Below are 16,840 nucleotides of genomic sequence, written 5' to 3' on the forward strand. Positions count from 1 at the left end.
AGTGGTAGCTCCGAACGGACCAGGAGAAATGACGGCTACGGACCGACTCGGGAGTCCCGCTCGTTCAGAGTTCCGCGTGCGCGAGTTGCGTCGGGAGCGCGTCCAGCACCGCCTCGACCTGTTCGTGGGACAGGTAGCTGAGCGTCCCGCTCTCCTGGTCGTAGTCGACCACGCCGTGGCTGGCGAGCTTCGGCAGGTGCGTGTGGCGTAACTGGATGGAAAGTTCGCTCCGTTCCATGGCGCCGCCGTCGGCCTGAATCGGCTCGGTGCTGTGCAGTTCGTCGACGAGGCTGTCGACCGTCGTCTCGTCGTCCGCCGTCTCACGCAATCGTCGGATGACTCTACGTCGCTGTCTGTCGGAGACGAGCCTGATGTGCGCGTCGAGGCGGTTGTCGGTCACGATACGTGTCTAGAACGGCCCAGGCTGTTTCAATGAGTGGCATTTTCACACTCGCGGGATTATTAATTAAGTGAGTCACAGGGCCGTCGATGCGGTAACGCCCCGCTCCCCACCGCTCGACTCCGGCCCCAGTAGGGCTCCCCTCCGCGGGACGACGTTCGGGAACGGCACTCCGGGAGGCACCGCGTTCGACTCCAGTGACGGCTCCCGGGACGAACGCCCGGTCAAGCGTCGAGTGGCTCACTCGTTTCTCTCGAGGTCACCGCGGTCGATCTTGTCGTCCGTCTCCGAGACGGCCTGCATCCCCGGCCAGAACGCCAGGACGAACAGGAAGAGGTAGACTGCGCCGACGAGACCGAGAACGAACCAGCCGGGCGCCGTGGACATTCCCGCAGCCGCCACCAGTGGTTCGTCCGCGCCGGTCAGGCGGAACAGCCACACGAACAGGAGTCCGACCAGCAGTGGCAGATACACCCGCCGGAGCCGGTGGGCGAGTGCCTGTCGGAGCGGCATCTTCGTCTTCGGTCGCCTGTAGTCCTCGCTCAACTGACGACGCCAGTCCCGTTGCTCGACGCCCTGGGAGGGATCGAGCGCGTTCGCGAAGAGGTTCTCCTGCATCGAACGCACCCGCGATCGCCAGACGTCGTACTGCTGGAACCGGCGGGCCTCGATCAGCAGAAACACGACGCCGACGCCCATCCCGACGAGCAGGATCGAGTGGGAGACGTCGTCACTGGAGAACGCGTACGCGAGGATGCCCGCGATGACTGTCACCGCCCAGTTGGTCGTCGCGTCTAGCCGCTCCCGCCACGAGACCTCGCGCGCGACCTCACCGCGGTAGAAGTGCGCGACGACCGACCCGAGGCCGGTGCTCTGGTCGACCATCTCTCGACCGATCTCTGCCTCTTCTGGTTCTTCCGGGTCGAACTCGTCTTCGGTCATCGTCTCTAGTCTAGAGAACGGAAACGCGAGGGTTAGGTCTGACGTGGCCGAGGAAGGTGACGGCCGGCGCGGCGTCGGTTCTCCGAGCGCTCGCTTTGCTCGCGGGGAGGTGGACAGCTTGATCTTCAGTCGTCGCTGTCGAATGTGATTCGCGTGGAAAAGGTATGCCGCCTCCCCGATTTGAACGGGGGACAGCTCGATCTTCAGTCGAGTGCTCTCCCAGTCTGAGCTAAGGCGGCTCGCAGTCGATGGGACGGCAGTCGGGGGAAAAAGGGTTTCGAATCCCCACGGCAGCCCGGCGCCGTCGTGGAACTCGCCCTCGACGCCTCCTCGGGACGTCTCGGCCGTCCGACCGGTCGAGTGCTGGGACGACGACGAGACGACCGGCGCGCAGTGGAGACCGAGCGCTCACGCCTCGCTCGACTCCCGTGAGTAGGGCCACGAATCTACCCGCCGTCTGACGGAACGATGACGCTGGGGCTGGTAGGTCCGCGCTACCTCGAGGGGAAACTTAAGTGCACGCGGTCGGAACGCGGCTGTGAGCACGACGCGGAATCGTAACCGGAGGGGTGAGCTCCGCCGCGAGTCGAGGGGGCAGCGCCGACAGTTCCGCAGCAGTGCACGACCACTACCATGAAGGAAATCAGCTTGTTCGACGTTCCGGACGCGGACGAACGCGGCGTATCGCCGGTCATCGGGGTCATCCTGATGGTCGCCATCACGGTCATCCTGGCCGCCGTCATCGCGACGTTCGTCCTCGGGTTCCCCGACCAGGTGAGCGAGAGCGTCAACGCCGGCGCCGACATCAGCAAGAGCAGCGACGGAAACGCGACTGTGACGTGGATCAGTCAGGGGAACGCGGAGTACCTGAACGTCACTGCGAAAAACACCGACGCCTCGAATCCAGTCCAACTAAAGCAAGTTGGTGAATCAGTGAAGGTTACTGGGAATACGGCTGGCGTGTCGACGAACATCGTCGTCACGGCGTACGGCGAGAGTGGGACCGGGACCGTCGTCGCACAGAAGGAACTGGTCCTCAACGAATCGTCGTAGACCCGCCGCTCCGATCCCGTTTCTCGTATTTCGTACCGCTGTCAGGGCGGATGTTGTTCTCGCCTGTAGTCCCCGATCGGCCAACTCTGGAGTGGCGAGACGTAGACTCTGAGGCGGTCCGCGAGCCCCCATCTCCGCCTCGACCACGGACCGGCCCTATACTGATAGCCTCTCTGTCTGACGCCAGCCTATCTAGGTAGCCGCCGAAGAGATGCCCTATGCACTGTTAGGAACTGGTGATGCAAACCGCAACGAGTGAAATAGGTATTATCGACGACGAAATCACGAGCCAGGCCGTCGTCACTGCAGTCGCCGAAGAGACTGGCGCCGACCCGATGGAACTCGACCCGCTGTACAACGTCGTCGACTCCGACGCCCTGAACACGCTGCTCCGATCCCACGACCCGGGAGCCGACGGTACACTCCTCGAAGTCGAATTCGTCTACGCGGGGTGTGAAGTCCGCGTGGCCAGCGACGGGACGGCACAGGCGACCGCCCTCTCGGAGTAACCCTTGTGCCAGCCAGCACTCACGGAATGAACAACACCCAGGGCACGGAGAACACATCGAACGGGACCGAGAGAACGTACAAGCTCGACTGCACGGCCTGCTCGTTCGAGACAGTCGTCGAGGGCGACCTGGACGACGCGTACGACCTCATCGAGGAACACGAAGAGAAGTACGAGACGACCAAGCGGAATCACTTCGTGGACCTGGTGACGAAGGAGTACGACGCGTAACACCGCACGAGGTTCTGTTCTACTACTCGGCGTCGCGACGACCGAACTGGGTCACCGAGTCAATGCTTCGAGTCTCGACGCTCGCGGCTCGACGCGGTTGGTCTCCGGGTCGTAGTCGAGGACGCCGGCGTCCGCCAGCATCGGCAGGTGGACGTGGTGAAGTCGGACTTCGAGCACTCGCTGCCGCTCGCTCCCGAGGTCGTTCTCCCGGGCGTCGACCGCTGTCGCCAGCTCTCCGAGTGTCAACGGGGACGACTGGTCGGCGAGGACGTCGACGGTGACGCGACGCCGCTCGTTAGCGAGCAGTCGGTACTGGTCGTGTTCGGAGAGCTCTGCGGCTGCCGGTGGTTTCTCAGGGTCGCCCGCTGTTGTGTTGGTCATGGTGGGTGTAGCAGCCCTCGCGCCCTGCTATCTACCCGGACGTCATTGTTCCCCATAAGACCAAGCTGTAAGTAATTAGGTCCGGCCTGGTTCGCGGCCCCGCCGGACGTCCCCGGCTGGTTCTTCTGGGCCCGGAACGAACCGCGCTCGCGTCCTCAGCTACTCAGGCACACCTCGACAGTCCGGTCCTCGTGCACGACGACAGTCTGGCCGGCGTACTCGAACTGGACGTTCGCCGTGTTCTGTGTGTGCCGACAGATGGCGTTCAGACTGTCCGGGTCGATGGCCTCCGAGAGCGGCGGGAGCTCCAGAACTGGCACCCCGGAGTTGAGGCTGACTGCTTCGAGTACGGCAGTGGTCGCTGCCTCGTCGTCTGCGGGCGTGTACGACCGAACTATCGTATCGCGGGGTGGCTCGCTACGGGACATCGTACAATACACACACGGGGCGATGGATGATAAAGGGGTGTCAGACGGCGGTATGACGGGTTCTCGCGGGAATCGCGACACGTGGGTCCCCACGGGTGTCTGACGCGAGTATGACGAACTCCGGCGGGCACTCCCGAAAGGTCTACTACCTCCTCGTCGACCGCCTCGGCGCCGCTCGCGCCCGATGCTTGCCGTCGCAAGCAGATAGCGTTAGGCGTCGGAGTCCGACAACACAGTTGATGCAGTCCGTCATCCACCTCGTCTCCGGCGACGAAACCGAACAGCGAACCGCACTCAACATCGCCCGGAACCTCCTGGACGACGAGAGCGGGAGCATCGACGACATCGCGATCGTCGCACAGGCCGGCGGCATCCACGCGGTGACGACCGACGGGGAGCACGCGGAGGACGTCCAGTCGCTGCTCGACGACGGCGTCCCGTTCAAGGGGTGTTCCAACACGCTCGCGGCGTTCGACCTCGAGGAGTCGGACCTCCTCGACGGCGTCGAGACGGTCCCCGAGGGCGCCGTCGAGGTGACCCGCCTGCAGGACGAGGGGTACGCCTACCTGCGGCCGTAACCCGACATCGACGGGGGCGACGACTATCACTGTGGCCGTCCTCGTGCTAGCCATGACGTTCGACGCAGCGCGCGTGAGCACGGTCACGTTCGACTCCTACAGCACGCTCGTCGACGTGGACGCGGCCGAGGCCGCGCTCGCGGACAGCGTTCCCGACCCCGAACCAGTCTCCGAACGCTGGCGAGCGCGGTCGCTGGAGTACACGTTCGTCGCGAACCAGATCGACGCCTACCAGTCGTTCTACGAGATGAACCGGGACGCACTCCAGTCCGCCCTCGACGCCTACGACGTGGCGCTCTCGACGGACGAACGCGACGAGATACTCGCCGTCTACCACGAACTCGACGTCTTCGACGACGTCCGCGGCGCCGTCGAACGACTCCGTGACGGCGGCTACGACTGCTACGTCGTCTCCAACGGGAACCCCGAGATGCTGGCGTCGATGGTCGAGCACGCCGACATCGCCGACCTCGTCGAGGACACTGTCAGCGCCGACGAGGTTCGCACGTTCAAACCCGCTCGGGAGCTGTACCGCCACGCCGCCGCCCGGACGGGGACGCCCATCGACGAGATAGCGCACGCGACCGCCGGCTGGTTCGACGTCGTGGGCGCCAGCCACGCCGGCATGCAGAGCGTCTGGGTGAACCGGAGCGGGGCGCCGTGGGAGCCCTTCGACGGCGAACCGGACCTGACCGTCGAGGGCCTCGAGGAACTGGCCGACGCGCTGGGTGTCTGACAGCCCACTCTGCTCGCGAGCGTCGCTCCCAGCGCTACATCATCTCCTTTCGCTGGGTCATGATGACGCCGCTGGCGAGCATCAGCACCGCGATCGCCACCATCCCGGCGTCGGCGCCCATCGCGGCGTCCATGCCGCTGCGCATCGAGCCGTCGTTCATCGTCCCGCCGCCCGTCATGCCGCCACCCCAGGCGGTCGCCAGCCACGCCTGGTTGACCAGCATAAGTACTGCGTAGACGACCATCAGCGGGCCACTGGCTCGCCCGAGGGACGATGCGGCCGGCGTGAGTAACACGGCGCCGTGAACGAGCACGACGACGCCGAGCGCGGCCATGAACCACGCACTCCCCGTCATCCCCGTGCCCATCATCCCTGTGCCCGACGTCGCCATCCCCGTCGTCGCCTGGTACAGGGAGTACCCGCCCGAGACGAGGGCGACGCTCGCGCCGTACAGCCGCATCGTCGAGACGCGTCTCGCGTTCCCCATCTGGTCGTTCATCGACACGACGTACGCGGCGCACCGACTTGAAACCGGGTTTCGGCCTCGCTTGCGCCGCTACTGCAGCAGTATCTGGGCGTCACCGATACCCCGCCGCCCTGCCGACCGTCGCTCACGCTCGGTGAGGGAGGAGCAGCCACCCGGACGAGTAGTTATTTCGGGTGTCGAAATCGAGAGCAGAGGGCGATTCGGGGGTCGCGTGTGACGATTCGACCGATAACTACACCTCCCCGGGGAGCGAACCCGTTGCCATATGGCTCCCCAGGCGACCACCAGCGACGAGTGGGTCGACAACGAGAAGGTCAAGCGAATTCTCAAAGAGCACCTCGACGAGACCGACTACCGCATCTACAAGGCGCTCAACGAGGACGGCCGGATGTCCGACACCGAAATCGGTGAACGCGTCGGGTTGTCGCGGACGGCCGCGCGACGGCGCCGGAAGAAACTGCAGGACGAGGGACTCGTCGACATCATCGGCGTCCTCGTCATGCAGGAGGCCGAACTCGCGTACGCCGACGTCTTCGTCACACTCGACTCGAGCGTCGTCGTCGAGGAACTGGACGCGTTCGTCGAGGAGGTCAAAGACGAGGAACTCATCTACGAGATCGAGGAGTACATGGGGAAGTACGACCTGCTCCTGCGGGTGTGGCACGCGTCGCTCTCGGACGTGAAGACGTACCTCCGGTCGAAGCTCCAGGACCACGAGGCGGTCGACAGCTACGAGACGATTCCGGTGACGAAGACCCACAAGGCCTGGCACAAGACGTTCTCGAACGGCACTGACTGACTGCCCCGTAGACGGCCGAGGCCCCGCGTGGGCCTACAACCCGCCGATGGCGGTGTAGACGAGCCTCGTAGGCGTCTCCGTCTCGTTGACGCTGTAGTGCTCGACGCCCGCCGGTATGACCGACAGCGTGCCGGCGGAGACGGTGTACTCGTTGTCCGGCGTGACGAGCGTCACCTCGCCGTCGAGGATCACCGAGAGTTCGTCGCCCTCGTGGCTCGTCCACCCCTCCTCCGGCACGCGTTCTCCCGGCTGGATGACGTACGAACCGGCTTCGGACTCGGGGTCTTCGGACTCGAACAGCGTGAGTGGACTCCCAGTGCTCTCCGCCCAGACGTCGTCCAGAACGGTGAGCTCGACACCCTCGTCGCTCACTGGCCTCCACCTCCGCTCTGGCTACCGTCGTCAGCGTGAGCGTCGTCGCCCCCGGTCGCCCGATGTTCCGCGGTCGCGGCTTCGTCCACTTCGCCGTCCTCGGTGAGCACCACACCGTAGACCGCTCGTGCAGTCTCCCGCGTGACGTAGTCGTCGTGGTAGTCCTCGCGGACGCGCTCCGGGTCGCGGTCGTGGGGGTCTCCCCAGCCGCCGCCCGAACTGGTCACGAGCCGTGCCACGTCGCCGGGGTCCAGTTCGTGGTTCGTGAGGTTGCTGTGCCGTTCGACGCTGCCGTCCCCGTCTCGGACGATCTCGATGTGGTTCCCGTCGCCGTCCTGGCCGCCCTCGACGCCCCACGGTGGGAACTTCGACCGACCGAACCCGGCAGTGATGAAGCCGCCCGAGTCGTTGTACATCCGGTAGTCCTGGACGAGTCCGGTGCCGCCGCGGTACTCACCGTGGCCGGCCTCCTGTGGCGTGTCGAGTTCGAAGGCGTCGAACAGCAGGGGGAACCGCGTCTCCATCACCTCCACGGGCATCTCGAGGGTGTCGCCGTCGCCCGAGCAGACGAGGACGTCCGCGCCGTCCTTCCCGGGACTCCCACCCCACCCGCCGGGCTGCGGTTCGACGACGAGGAAGTCCTCGTCGTTGCGGTCGTCGTAGCCGCCGACGATTGTCGCACAGACGCTGAGGAAGTGGCCCGCCGACAGTCGCTCCGGGAGGTGTGGCGCCAGCGCCTTCCACGGGAGGTCGGCGGCCATCGCCGACCCCTCCCAGTCGGTGCCGATGGGTGCGGGTTTCGTCGCGTTCAGCACCGTCCCTTCTGGGATGGTGACCTCGAGCGGCCGGAAGAACCCCTCGTTGGTGTCCGCGTGGGGGAGTGTGATGGCCTGGAAGAACGCCCGGATGTCGGAGACGGAGGCAGCGTACGGCGCGTTGATGGGGCCCTCGGTCTCTGGGTCGGTCCCCGTGTAGTCGAGTTCGACGGACTCCTCGCGGATGGTGACCTCCACCTCCACGTGGACCGGGTCGTCCGTGATGCCGTCGTCGTCGAGGTAGTCCTCGGCGGTGTACGTCCCGTTCGGCAGGTCCCGTATCTCCTCCCGGACGAGGCGCTCGCCGGCGTCGAAGTCGTCGGCGACGGCCTGCTCGACGGTGTCGACGCCGTAGCGCTCGAACACTTCGACGACGCGCTCGGCACCGACCTCCATGGAGGACTTCTGTGCCTGCATGTCGCCGCGAGTGACCGCCGGCATGCGCGTGTTCGCGATGACGATGTCGAAGACGGCGTCGTTGCGCTCGCCGCCCTCGTACAGTTTCACCATCGGGTACTGGATGCCCTCCTGGAACACGCTGGTCGCGTCGGTCGTCCACGACCCCGGGTCCTTCCCGCCGACGTCGGTCCAGTGGGCCTTCGACGCGGTGAACCCGACGAGTTCGTCGTCGACGAAGATGGGTGCGACCATCGCGACGTCGTTGAGGTGGGTGCCGCCGTGGTAGTCGTTGAGCACGACGACGTCGCCGGGTTCGAACGTCTCTCTCCCGAACTTCTCGACCACGTCGGCGACGCAGAACTTCAGCGTGCCGAGGAAGCCGGGGACGCCGTTGGCCTGCGCGATGACGTTCGCCTCGGCGTCCGTGACGCCGCAGGCGTAGTCGAGTGTCTCGTAGATGACGCTCGACTTGGCGGTGCGGCCGAGGTTGAGGAACATCTCCTCGGCGGCGCTCTGCAGTGCGTTCGTGACGACTTCCCGCGTGAACGGGTCGACGCCGTCGGTCTCGTCGTCGGTGTGTGCGTTCGCTCTCATTGGTCAGGAGATGTGGAGGTTGCCGAGCACGTCGACGTCCACCGTCTGTCCGGGGTGGACGAGCGTCGTGCAGGCCGGTTCCTCGACGACCGCGGGCCCCTCGATGGGTTCGGTCGTCGGGAGTGCGCCGCGTTCGTAGACGCGGGTGTCGTGGACGCCCTCGGCGCCGAAGTCGACCTCGCGGGTCTCCTTCACGGCGGCCGCGACGTCGCCGTCCCGCTCGACGACGTCCAAGTCGGGTTCCGGCATCGGCGCCGACGCCGTCAGGCGGAGGTTCACGACCTCCACGGGGTCGTCCATGCGGAAGTTGTACGCCCGCTCGTGGCGCTCGTGGAAGCGCTCGATGGTCGCCGCGACGGCGGCGCCGTCGACGTCGCCGTGCGGGCCGGGCGTGTTCACGGTGTGCTCCTGGCCCGCGTACCGGAGGTCGACGCTGCGTTCGAGGACGATGTCCTCGTCGGCGACGTCCTCGCCAGCGTAGGCGTCGTACGCCTCTCGCTCCATCTCCGCGAAGATGGCCGCGACGTCGGGGGCGGCCGTCCCGTCGAAGTCGGTGACGTGCGTCCGCGCGAAGTCCTTCCGGAGGTCGGTGAGCAACATTCCCCACGCGGAGAACTGGCCCGGCGCCCGCGGGACCACCGTCTCCTTCACGCCGAGTTCCCGCCCTAGCGTCGCCGCGTGCAGCGGTCCCGCGCCGCCACTGGCCACCATCACGAAGTCCCGGGGGTCGTGGCCGCGCCGGATGCTCACCTGCTTGAGCGCGTTCGCCATGTTCGAGTTCACAACCTGGAGGACGCCGTGGGCGGCCTCGCGTACGCTCGTGCCGAACTCGTCGGCCAGTGGTTCGAGCGCGCTGCGGGCCGCCTCGGTGTCGAGCCTCATCTCACCGCCGAGGAAGTAGTCGGGGTTGAGTCGGCCGGTGAGCAGGTCGGCGTCAGTGACCGTCGGTTCGGTGCCGCCCCGCCCGTAGCACGCCGGTCCCGGTGCGGCACCGGCGCTCTTCGGGCCGACGTTAATGGAGCCACCCTTGTCGACCCACGCGATGGAGCCCCCGCCGGCGCCGATTTCGACGATGTCGACGACGGGGATCTTCAGGGGGTACCCCTCCTCGTTGGCCGAGGACTCGAGCCAGTAGTCCGTGTCGATGGTGACCTCCCCGTCCTGGACGAGGGAGGTCTTCGCAGTGGTGCCGCCCATGTCGAAACTGACGACGTCCGGTTCGTCGATCCGTTCGCCGACGCGGGCCGCGCCGTAGACGCCGCCGACCGGCCCGCTCTCCACCATCTCGACGGGTCTGCGCCGCGCCTGTGCGAAACTCGCAGTTCCGGCGTTGGACTTCATCGCGTACGTGTTCCCCACGAAGGACTGGTCGGTGAGGCGTCCCTCCAGGGTGTCGAGGTACTCGTCGGCGATGGGGCGGACGTAGGAGTTCAGGACCGCGGTGTTGGTGCGTTCGTACTCGCGGTACTCCTTGGTGAGTTCGTGGGAGAGCGTGACGTACGCGTCCGGGTGGACGTCCGCGATGAGCTCACGGGTCCGGCGCTCGTGCTCGGGGTTCTGGTAGCTGTGGAGGTAGCTCACCGCGATGGTGTCGAGGCCCTCCTCCCGCAGTTCCCTGGCGGCTGCTCGCACAGCTTCCTCGTCGAGCGGGTCGAGGACCGCGCCGGTCTGGTCTACTCGTTCGGGTATCTCCCGGCGGTGTCGCCGGGGGACGAACGGTTCGGGTTTCTGGTACTGGTAGTTGTACATGTCCGGGCGGTTCGCACGCGTGATGTCCAGGACGTCACGGAACCCCTCCGTGGTGAGCAGTGCGGTGTCCTCGCCCTCTCGCTCCGTGATGGCGTTGATGACGACGGTGGTTCCGTGGACGAACTGGTCCAGTGTCCCGGGGGCAAGTTCGCTCTTCGCGAGCGCGTCGACGACGCCGTCCGCGAAGTTCGAGGGCGTCGTCGACGCCTTCTCGAGAGAGAGCGCCCCGTCCTCGACGGCGACGAGGTCTGTGAACGTCCCCCCGATGTCGACCGCGACCCGGGTGGTATTCTCTGCCATAGATGGTACCAAAACGCCACTCCTAATAAACTTATTGTGGTGGAATTCTCACTATAGTCGAACGAAACGCACGGCTATTGAAACATTTTGTTCAAACAGTCCGAGTTCGGTGCGAATGGAGGTCGGTGGGCGGGGCGCGGACGACTGGCGTGGCGGCGGGGATGACAGACACTGGTGCCACCACGCGATCCCTCGAGTGACTTACTTCCCGCTCCCGCGCCGTTCGGCGAAGGAGACGCCGTCGGGCAACGCTGCGATCACCTCCTCGCGCTTCTCCCCCGGGTCGTGGAGACACCGCGTCAGGTGGCCGGGCTCCACCTCGACCAGCTCGGGCTCCACGACGTCACAGGCCTCGAACCGCCGATGACACCGCGGATTGAACGGACAGCCACTCGGCGGATTCTGCGGGTCCGGCGTCTCCCCCTGGACCTCCACGGCCGTCGGCTTCAGCTCCCGTTCGTGGCTCTCGACGACCGGAATCGCGGAGAGCAACTGCTCCGTGTACGGGTTCAATGGGTTCTCGAACAGCACCTCGCTGTCGGCCACCTCCATGAAGTTCCCGAGGTACATCACGCCGATGCGGTCCGCGACGTTCTTTACGAGGCTGAGGTCGTGGCTGATGAGCAGGTACGTCAGCCCCAGTTCGTCCTGCAGGTCGTCGAGCAGCGAGATGACCTTCGCCTGCACGCTCACGTCGAGCGCGCTCGTCGGCTCGTCGAGCACGACGAACTTCGGTTCGACAGCGAGCGCGCGAGCGATGGCGACCCGCTGCTTCTGGCCGCCCGAGAGCGCGCTCGGGTAGCGGTGCCGGAACTCCACCGGGAGGTCGACCTTCCGGAGGAGTTCCGCGACCCGGTCGCGGCGCTCGGCCTTCGTGCCGACCCCGTGGACGTCCAGCGGCTCTTTCACGATGTTCCCGATGCGCCGTCGGGGGTTCAGCGACGACGACGGGTCCTGGTAGACCACCTGGACGTCCCGCCGGAGGCGCCGTAGCGCCTTGCCCTCCAGGTCGGTCACGTCCCGGCCGTCGAAGGTCACCGTCCCGCTCGTCGCGCCGTACAGGCGCGCGACGGTCTTCCCGAGCGTCGTCTTCCCGCAGCCGGACTCCCCGACGACGGCGAACGTCTCGCCCGGGAAGACGTCGAAGCTCACGCCGTCGACGGCCTTCACGTGCGACGTCGACCGCCTGAGAACCCCCTCGCTGACGGGGTAGTACTTCCGCAGGTCCCGGACCGAGACGAGCGGGTCGGCCGCCGATTCGTCGGCACGGTGGACCGCGCCACGGGCGGCCGTCGTCGCGTCGCTGTCCCCCTCGGTCTTGTCTGGCGTTTCGGCGCTCATTGGTTCCCTCCCGGGCCGGCCTCCGCCGGCACCGTATCGTCGTCACCGCCGTCGTCGTGGTACGTCGCCTCGTCGGACGCGATCGCCGCGGCCGTCTCGAAGTCCATCCCGTCCTCGTAGAGGTGGCAGGCGACCGTCCGGCCGTCGCCGATCTCGTAGTCCTCGACCGGCTCGACGTCACAGGTCCCTGCCATCGCCGCCGGACACCGGGGGTGGAACCGACAGCCCGAGGGCGGGTCCGTGTAGTCCGGAATCTGGCCGTCGATGCCGGTGCCGTCGAAGCCAGTGAGCTTCGGGATGCTGTCGAGCAGTCCGCGCGTGTACGGGTGGAGCGGCGCGTCGAAGATCTCCTCCGTGCGGCCGACCTCCACGATCTCGCCGGCGTACATGATGCAGATGCGGTCGGCAATCTCCCGGGCGACCCCGAGGTTGTGCGTGATGTACAGCATCGAGAGGTTCCGCTCCTCGACGCGCTCGCGGAGCAGGTCCAGGATCTGGTTCTGGACGGTGACGTCGAGGGCCGTCGTCGGTTCGTCCGCGATGAGGAACTTGGGGTCGTTGATGAGCGCCATCGCGACGATGACGCGCTGGCGCATCCCGCCCGACAGCTCCACGGGATAGCGGTCGAGGGTCCCCTCGGGGTCGGGGATCCGCATGCGCTCGAGCAGCTCGGCGCTCCGCTCGCGGATCTCCCCGCGGTTGTCGCGGCGGCCCAGCAGGTTCTTCAGAACGTCCCACCAGGACGCCTCCTTCCCGCCGCTGTACGTGGCCACGTCGGCCATCATCGAGCCGACGGGGTACACCGGGGAGAGGTACGTCATCGGGTCCTGGAAGATCATGCTCATCTCCTCGCCCTTCACGCGCTCGTGAGCCTCGGCGTCCGCGAGCAGGTCGGTCCCCCTGTAGCGTATCTCCCCGGCCGTGATGTCGCCGGGTGGCCGGGGGAGCGTCCCCATGATGGAGCGGGCGGTCACCGACTTCCCACACCCCGTCTCGCCGACGAGTGCGACCGTCTCGCCCTCGCCGACCGTGAGGTCGACGCCGTTCAGGACGTGGTGGCGTCCCTCGTACGTGTCGAAGGACACCGTGAGGTCGTCGACGTCGAGGATGGGCCCCGACATCACTGCACCTCCACGTCGAACATGTCCCGGAGGCCGTCACCGAGGAAGTTGAACCCGAGCACGATGAGGAAGATGGCGAGCCCCGGGAACGTCGAGTACCACCACTGGCCGGGCATGTAGTCCCGTCCCTGGCTGACCATCGTCCCCCACTCTGGCGTCGGTGGCTGTGCCCCCAGACCGAGGAACCCGAGCGCGGACGCCACGAGGATGGCGTACCCCATGTCGAGGCTCATCTTCACCGTGATGGGGGCGAGCACGTTCGGGAGGATGTCCCGGAAGATGGTGCGCGCCGACGTCGCCCCGATGCCGCGGCTGGCCTCCACGTACGTCTCCTTCTTCACCGACAGCACCTCGCCGTACGTGAGGCGGGCGTACCACGGCCACCAGACGGCGGCGATGGCGAGCATCGAGTTCGTCAGACTGGCCTCCAGGGCGACGCTTACCGAGAGGGCGAGCACGAGTGGTGGCACCGACAGGAACACGTCGGTCACCCGCATCAGCGTCATACCGATGCCCCCGCCGAGGTAGCCGGCGACGAGTCCCACTGGGACGCCGATGGAGACGGCTGCTGCGAGCACGACCACCCCGATCTTCAGCGACAGTCGGGCGCCGAAGAGGACGCGGCTGAAGATGTCCCGGCCGGCCTGGTCAGTGCCGAAGAGGTGTTCGGCACTCGGGGACTCGAACTTCTGGTCGAAGTGGACCGCAGGCTCGCCGCCGTAGCCGGCGTCGTACGGGAACGGCGCTATCCAGGGCGCGAACACGGCGATGAAGACGAACGCCAGGATGAGGCCGAGTCCGAGGACGGACATCGGGTTCTGGCGGAAGCGGTACACGATCCGGTCGAGGTCGCCCAACCGGCGCTCGAACGTACTCTGGGTCGCCTCGCTGGACGTGGTTTCTGTATCACTCATTCTGCATCACCTTCGTGCCACACCCGCGGGTCGAAGAACCCGTAGAGGATGTCCACCGCGAAGTTCACGATCAGGAACGCCGCCCCGACGACGAGCGTCACACCGACCATGGCGTTGATGTCCTTCTGGAGGATGGCCTCGACGCCGTACGACGCCATCCCCGGCCACGAGAACACGATCTCGACGACGAACGCGGAGCCCAGCAGGAAGCCGTAGTCCAGTCCGATGATGGTGAGCGTCGACGCGAACGACTTCCGGAGCACGTACTTGTACGCGATGAGCCGGTTCGGGATGCCGTGCGTGCGGAGTCCCTCGACGTAGTCCTTGTCGTACTCCTCGATGAAGCTCGAGCGGGTCATCCGTGCGATGTCCGCTATCGGTGCGAGCGACAGGGTGATCGCGGGCAGCAGCAGGTGCTGGGCGGCACTCACGAACGCCGCACCGTTCGCCGCGAGCAGGCTGTCGACGAGCAGCAGTCCCGTCGTCTCGACGGGCATCGGACTGACGTCGCCGATGCGACCCGTCGCCGGCAGCAGCCCGAGCTGGAACGCGATGAGCAGCTGCAGCAGGATGCCTGCCCAGAACGGTGGCAGGGAGACGTTGAAGAACGAGAACAGCCGGCTGGCGTTGTCCGGCCACTTGTCCTTGTGCTGGCCCGCGACGACGCCCAGCGGCACGCCGACGCCGATCGCGATGAGCATGGCTAGCGTCGTCAGCTCGAAGGTCGCCGGGAAGTAGTCGAGCAGGTCGGTGGCGACGTTCCGCTCGGAGATGAGGGACTGACCGAGGTCGCCCTGCACGAGCCCGGCCATGTAGTCGAAGTACTGGACCCACAGCGGGTCGTTCAGCCCCATCTGCTCGCGGAGCCGCTGGACGGCCTCGTCGGTCGCACGCGGGCCGAGTGCGAGCCTGGCTGGCCGCCCCGGAATCACGCGGGCGAGTGTGAAGATGAGCACCGACAGCCCGACGAACATCGGGATGGTCGACAGCCCGCGTTTGATCAGGTAGTCTCTGTAGCCCATACGGCGGTTCAGCCCTGGTGGTAGCGGTGGAAGGTCTGGCGGTAGCCCGTGATGCCGTTGTCCTTGAACCCCTGGACGTCGGTGCCGATCGCGTTACGGGTCGCCTGGTTCATCACGAACAGCGCGGGGGCGTCCTCGGCGATGAGTCGCTGGGCCTCCTCGTAGATGGGGATGCGTTCCTCCTGGGTGACCGTCTGGCGACCCTGGGTGAGGAGTTGGTCGACCTCGTCGTTCTGGTACCACGCGGCGCTGGTCCAGGAGCCGTGGGAGTCACTGTGCCACGCGGGGTAGAGGAACGTGTCCGGGTCAGCGTAGCTGAAGGACAGGTAGATCGCGAGCATGTCCGGCGTGGACTCCTGGCTCGAGGCCATCTCGGTGATCTTCGACCACGGAGCCTTCTCGACGGTCAGCGACCCGCCGAGTTCCTGGAGGTTCGACTGGAGCAACAGTCCCATGTTCTGCTCGACGGTGAGCCCGGAGACGTACGTGTAGTTCAGGTCCAGGTCGCTCGCCGAGTAGTCGGACTGGTCGAGTTCGGCCTGGGCCGCCTCGAGGTCCTTGCCGTACGTCGGGAGGTCCTCGGTGTGGCTCCACATCGCGTCCGGGAGCGGTCCCCTGAGGTGGTCGGAGTCGCCCGCCATGACGTCGTTGAGCGCGGCCTCGTAGTCGAAGGCGTACGAGATGGCGCGCCGGACGTGGACGTCGTCGAGTGGCTCCCGCTGGGTGTGCATGTAGACGTAGAACGGGTTGAACGTCGCCTTCGCGTGCACCCGGACGCCGTCGGAGCCCGCGAGGTCGTTGTACGTCTGGAGCGGGAGCCACTGGTCGGACATCTGGGCGCCCTCGCGCATGCGGCCCGCCGCGGTCGCGGCCTCCTGGACCATCTCCGTCGTGACGACCTCGTAGCCGTCGCCGTCGTGGGGGAACGTTCCCCACCAGTCGTCGTTGCTCTCGATGACGATCTCCCGCTTGCGGTCGCGCTTCGTCAGCTCGTAGGGGCCACTCCCGGCGTCGTTGTCCTCGAGCCACGCGGTGCCGTAGTCGCCGTTGTCGCCGTACTGGCCGTCGCTGTTGGTGTTGGCCTCGATCTGGTCCTGGTTGACGATGTAGAGGAACGGCAGCGTGTAGAGGAACGGTGCGAACACGTCGTTCGTGGTCATCTTCACCGTGGTTTCGTCGACGACTTCGACGTTCTCCGGGGAGAGGACGCCCGACCACATCCACGAGAAGCCGTTGCCCATGTCCATCATGCGCTGGACGGAGTACTTCACGTCCGACGCGGTGACCTGGTCGCCGTTGTGGAACGTCGCGTCGCCGTTGAGCTGGAACGTGTACGTCCGACCGTCCTCGGAGACGGAGTACTCCTCGGCGAGCCAGCTCTGGAGTTCGGGCGGGGTCGTGTCCGTGTAGTACAGCAGCGGGTCGTAGACGTTGTGGAGCAGGATGGTCTCCAGGTTGTCCGACCCCTTCATCGGGTCGAGCGAACTCGGGGTGACCGTGGTGACGTAGTCGAACTCGGTCCCCGGCTGGTTCCCGGTGTCGGTCTGGTCGCCGGCTGTCGTTTCGGTCGTATTATCGCCTGAATCGTTCGTCGTCGTGTCTGTCTCTTGGTTCCCGGTGCAACCCGCGAATATTGCACTCACACTGGCTGCACTGCCATATTTCAGGAA

General features: G+C 66.3%; 19 protein-coding genes and 1 tRNA gene. 6 read left to right on the plus strand and 14 right to left on the minus strand.

Translation table 11 applies throughout. From position 1 onward, the window contains the following. Positions 1 to 64: 64 nt before the first annotated feature. From LT965_RS09325 to LT965_RS09335, 3 genes are all read right to left on the minus strand, one after another. Complete coding sequence (locus LT965_RS09325; RefSeq protein ID WP_232700494.1) at positions 65 to 400, minus strand: DUF7344 domain-containing protein; 336 nt, start codon at positions 398 to 400, stop codon at positions 65 to 67. Positions 401 to 640: 240 nt separating this feature from the next. Next, positions 641 to 1,342, minus strand: a complete 702-nt coding sequence (locus tag LT965_RS09330; RefSeq protein ID WP_232700495.1) for a DUF2270 domain-containing protein — start codon at positions 1,340 to 1,342, stop codon at positions 641 to 643. A gap of 165 nt (positions 1,343 to 1,507) precedes the next feature. Then, positions 1,508 to 1,581: transfer RNA gene (locus LT965_RS09335), tRNA-Phe, on the minus strand. A 394-nt stretch (positions 1,582 to 1,975) separates the two neighbouring features. Here LT965_RS09335 and LT965_RS09340 point away from each other — a divergent pair. From LT965_RS09340 to LT965_RS09350, 3 genes are all read left to right on the plus strand, one after another. Then, the gene (locus LT965_RS09340) at positions 1,976 to 2,395 is read left to right on the plus strand and encodes a type IV pilin domain-containing protein (protein WP_232700496.1); all 420 of its coding nucleotides are present in this window, start codon (positions 1,976 to 1,978) and stop codon (positions 2,393 to 2,395) included. 239 nt (positions 2,396 to 2,634) lie between these two features. After that, complete coding sequence (gene ddfA, locus LT965_RS09345) at positions 2,635 to 2,904, plus strand: DdfA family disk-determining factor (protein ID WP_232700497.1); 270 nt, start codon at positions 2,635 to 2,637, stop codon at positions 2,902 to 2,904. A gap of 26 nt (positions 2,905 to 2,930) precedes the next feature. Further along, entirely contained in the window at positions 2,931 to 3,134 is a 204-nt protein-coding gene (locus LT965_RS09350; RefSeq protein WP_232700498.1) for a hypothetical protein, read from the plus strand. 51 nt (positions 3,135 to 3,185) lie between these two features. Here LT965_RS09350 and LT965_RS09355 read toward each other — a convergent pair whose 3' ends face one another. Then, entirely contained in the window at positions 3,186 to 3,515 is a 330-nt protein-coding gene (locus LT965_RS09355) for a DUF7344 domain-containing protein (RefSeq protein WP_232700499.1), read from the minus strand. Between the two features lie 155 nt (positions 3,516 to 3,670). Next, entirely contained in the window at positions 3,671 to 3,943 is a 273-nt protein-coding gene (locus tag LT965_RS09360) for a HalOD1 output domain-containing protein (protein WP_232700500.1), read from the minus strand. A 239-nt stretch (positions 3,944 to 4,182) separates the two neighbouring features. On the opposite strand from LT965_RS09360, the gene LT965_RS09365 reads away from it, so the two are divergent. Both LT965_RS09365 and LT965_RS09370 read left to right on the plus strand, forming a co-directional pair. Next, complete coding sequence (locus LT965_RS09365) at positions 4,183 to 4,521, plus strand: DsrE family protein (RefSeq protein ID WP_232700501.1); 339 nt, start codon at positions 4,183 to 4,185, stop codon at positions 4,519 to 4,521. 52 nt (positions 4,522 to 4,573) lie between these two features. Beyond that, a complete protein-coding gene (locus tag LT965_RS09370) occupies positions 4,574 to 5,257 on the plus strand; it encodes a haloacid dehalogenase type II (protein WP_232700502.1) in 684 nt (227 codons plus the stop codon). 34 nt (positions 5,258 to 5,291) lie between these two features. Here LT965_RS09370 and LT965_RS09375 read toward each other — a convergent pair whose 3' ends face one another. Beyond that, positions 5,292 to 5,756 carry a hypothetical protein gene (locus LT965_RS09375; RefSeq protein WP_232700503.1) on the minus strand — a complete coding sequence of 155 codons (465 nt, stop codon included), beginning with the start codon at positions 5,754 to 5,756 and terminating at the stop codon, positions 5,292 to 5,294. A 253-nt stretch (positions 5,757 to 6,009) separates the two neighbouring features. Between LT965_RS09375 and LT965_RS09380 the strand changes: the two genes are divergently transcribed. Further along, positions 6,010 to 6,543 carry an Lrp/AsnC family transcriptional regulator gene (locus tag LT965_RS09380; RefSeq protein ID WP_232700504.1) on the plus strand — a complete coding sequence of 178 codons (534 nt, stop codon included), beginning with the start codon at positions 6,010 to 6,012 and terminating at the stop codon, positions 6,541 to 6,543. A gap of 33 nt (positions 6,544 to 6,576) precedes the next feature. On the opposite strand, the gene LT965_RS09385 is transcribed toward LT965_RS09380, so the two are convergent. The 8 genes from LT965_RS09385 to LT965_RS09420 all read right to left on the minus strand — a co-directional run bounded on the left by LT965_RS09385 (position 6,577) and on the right by LT965_RS09420 (position 16,813). Further along, positions 6,577 to 6,915: a cupin domain-containing protein gene (locus LT965_RS09385; protein ID WP_232700505.1), complete on the minus strand. Its 339-nt coding sequence runs from the start codon at positions 6,913 to 6,915 to the stop codon at positions 6,577 to 6,579. After that, entirely contained in the window at positions 6,912 to 8,723 is a 1,812-nt protein-coding gene (locus LT965_RS09390) for a hydantoinase B/oxoprolinase family protein (RefSeq protein ID WP_232700506.1), read from the minus strand. The genes LT965_RS09385 and LT965_RS09390 overlap by 4 nt, the downstream gene beginning before the upstream one ends. A gap of 3 nt (positions 8,724 to 8,726) precedes the next feature. Continuing rightward, on the minus strand, positions 8,727 to 10,772 hold the full coding sequence (locus LT965_RS09395) for a hydantoinase/oxoprolinase family protein (protein WP_232700507.1): 2,046 nt from the start codon (positions 10,770 to 10,772) through the stop codon (positions 8,727 to 8,729). A 201-nt stretch (positions 10,773 to 10,973) separates the two neighbouring features. Further along, positions 10,974 to 12,113: an ABC transporter ATP-binding protein gene (locus LT965_RS09400; RefSeq protein ID WP_232700508.1), complete on the minus strand. Its 1,140-nt coding sequence runs from the start codon at positions 12,111 to 12,113 to the stop codon at positions 10,974 to 10,976. Next, the gene (locus LT965_RS09405) at positions 12,110 to 13,234 is read right to left on the minus strand and encodes an ABC transporter ATP-binding protein (protein ID WP_232700509.1); all 1,125 of its coding nucleotides are present in this window, start codon (positions 13,232 to 13,234) and stop codon (positions 12,110 to 12,112) included. The genes LT965_RS09400 and LT965_RS09405 overlap by 4 nt, the downstream gene beginning before the upstream one ends. Beyond that, complete coding sequence (locus LT965_RS09410; RefSeq protein WP_232700510.1) at positions 13,234 to 14,148, minus strand: ABC transporter permease; 915 nt, start codon at positions 14,146 to 14,148, stop codon at positions 13,234 to 13,236. Before LT965_RS09410 ends, LT965_RS09405 begins: the two co-directional genes overlap by 1 nt. Then, positions 14,145 to 15,170, minus strand: a complete 1,026-nt coding sequence (locus LT965_RS09415) for an ABC transporter permease (protein ID WP_232700511.1) — start codon at positions 15,168 to 15,170, stop codon at positions 14,145 to 14,147. The genes LT965_RS09410 and LT965_RS09415 overlap by 4 nt, the downstream gene beginning before the upstream one ends. Before the next feature lie 8 nt (positions 15,171 to 15,178). Beyond that, a complete protein-coding gene (locus LT965_RS09420) occupies positions 15,179 to 16,813 on the minus strand; it encodes an ABC transporter substrate-binding protein (RefSeq protein WP_232700512.1) in 1,635 nt (544 codons plus the stop codon). Between the last annotated feature and the right edge of the window lie 27 nt (positions 16,814 to 16,840).

The sequence above is a fragment of the Halobacterium wangiae genome, assembly GCF_021249345.1.
Taxonomy (GTDB): Archaea; Halobacteriota; Halobacteria; order Halobacteriales; family Halobacteriaceae; genus Halobacterium; species Halobacterium wangiae.

Coding starts and splice junctions, on each gene's coding strand:
- LT965_RS09360 (WP_232700500.1), bottom strand. CDS start 3,943: ATGTCCCGTAGCGAGCCACCCCGCGATACGATAGTTCGGTCGTACACG.
- LT965_RS09410 (WP_232700510.1), bottom strand. CDS start 14,148: ATGAGTGATACAGAAACCACGTCCAGCGAGGCGACCCAGAGTACGTTC.
- LT965_RS09365 (WP_232700501.1), top strand. CDS start 4,183: ATGCAGTCCGTCATCCACCTCGTCTCCGGCGACGAAACCGAACAGCGA.
- LT965_RS09370 (WP_232700502.1), top strand. CDS start 4,574: ATGACGTTCGACGCAGCGCGCGTGAGCACGGTCACGTTCGACTCCTAC.
- LT965_RS09395 (WP_232700507.1), bottom strand. CDS start 10,772: ATGGCAGAGAATACCACCCGGGTCGCGGTCGACATCGGGGGGACGTTC.
- LT965_RS09330 (WP_232700495.1), bottom strand. CDS start 1,342: ATGACCGAAGACGAGTTCGACCCGGAAGAACCAGAAGAGGCAGAGATC.
- LT965_RS09340 (WP_232700496.1), top strand. CDS start 1,976: ATGAAGGAAATCAGCTTGTTCGACGTTCCGGACGCGGACGAACGCGGC.
- LT965_RS09355 (WP_232700499.1), bottom strand. CDS start 3,515: ATGACCAACACAACAGCGGGCGACCCTGAGAAACCACCGGCAGCCGCA.
- LT965_RS09390 (WP_232700506.1), bottom strand. CDS start 8,723: ATGAGAGCGAACGCACACACCGACGACGAGACCGACGGCGTCGACCCG.
- ddfA (WP_232700497.1), top strand. CDS start 2,635: ATGCAAACCGCAACGAGTGAAATAGGTATTATCGACGACGAAATCACG.
- LT965_RS09350 (WP_232700498.1), top strand. CDS start 2,931: ATGAACAACACCCAGGGCACGGAGAACACATCGAACGGGACCGAGAGA.
- LT965_RS09380 (WP_232700504.1), top strand. CDS start 6,010: ATGGCTCCCCAGGCGACCACCAGCGACGAGTGGGTCGACAACGAGAAG.
- LT965_RS09375 (WP_232700503.1), bottom strand. CDS start 5,756: ATGAACGACCAGATGGGGAACGCGAGACGCGTCTCGACGATGCGGCTG.
- LT965_RS09400 (WP_232700508.1), bottom strand. CDS start 12,113: ATGAGCGCCGAAACGCCAGACAAGACCGAGGGGGACAGCGACGCGACG.
- LT965_RS09405 (WP_232700509.1), bottom strand. CDS start 13,234: ATGTCGGGGCCCATCCTCGACGTCGACGACCTCACGGTGTCCTTCGAC.
- LT965_RS09415 (WP_232700511.1), bottom strand. CDS start 15,170: ATGGGCTACAGAGACTACCTGATCAAACGCGGGCTGTCGACCATCCCG.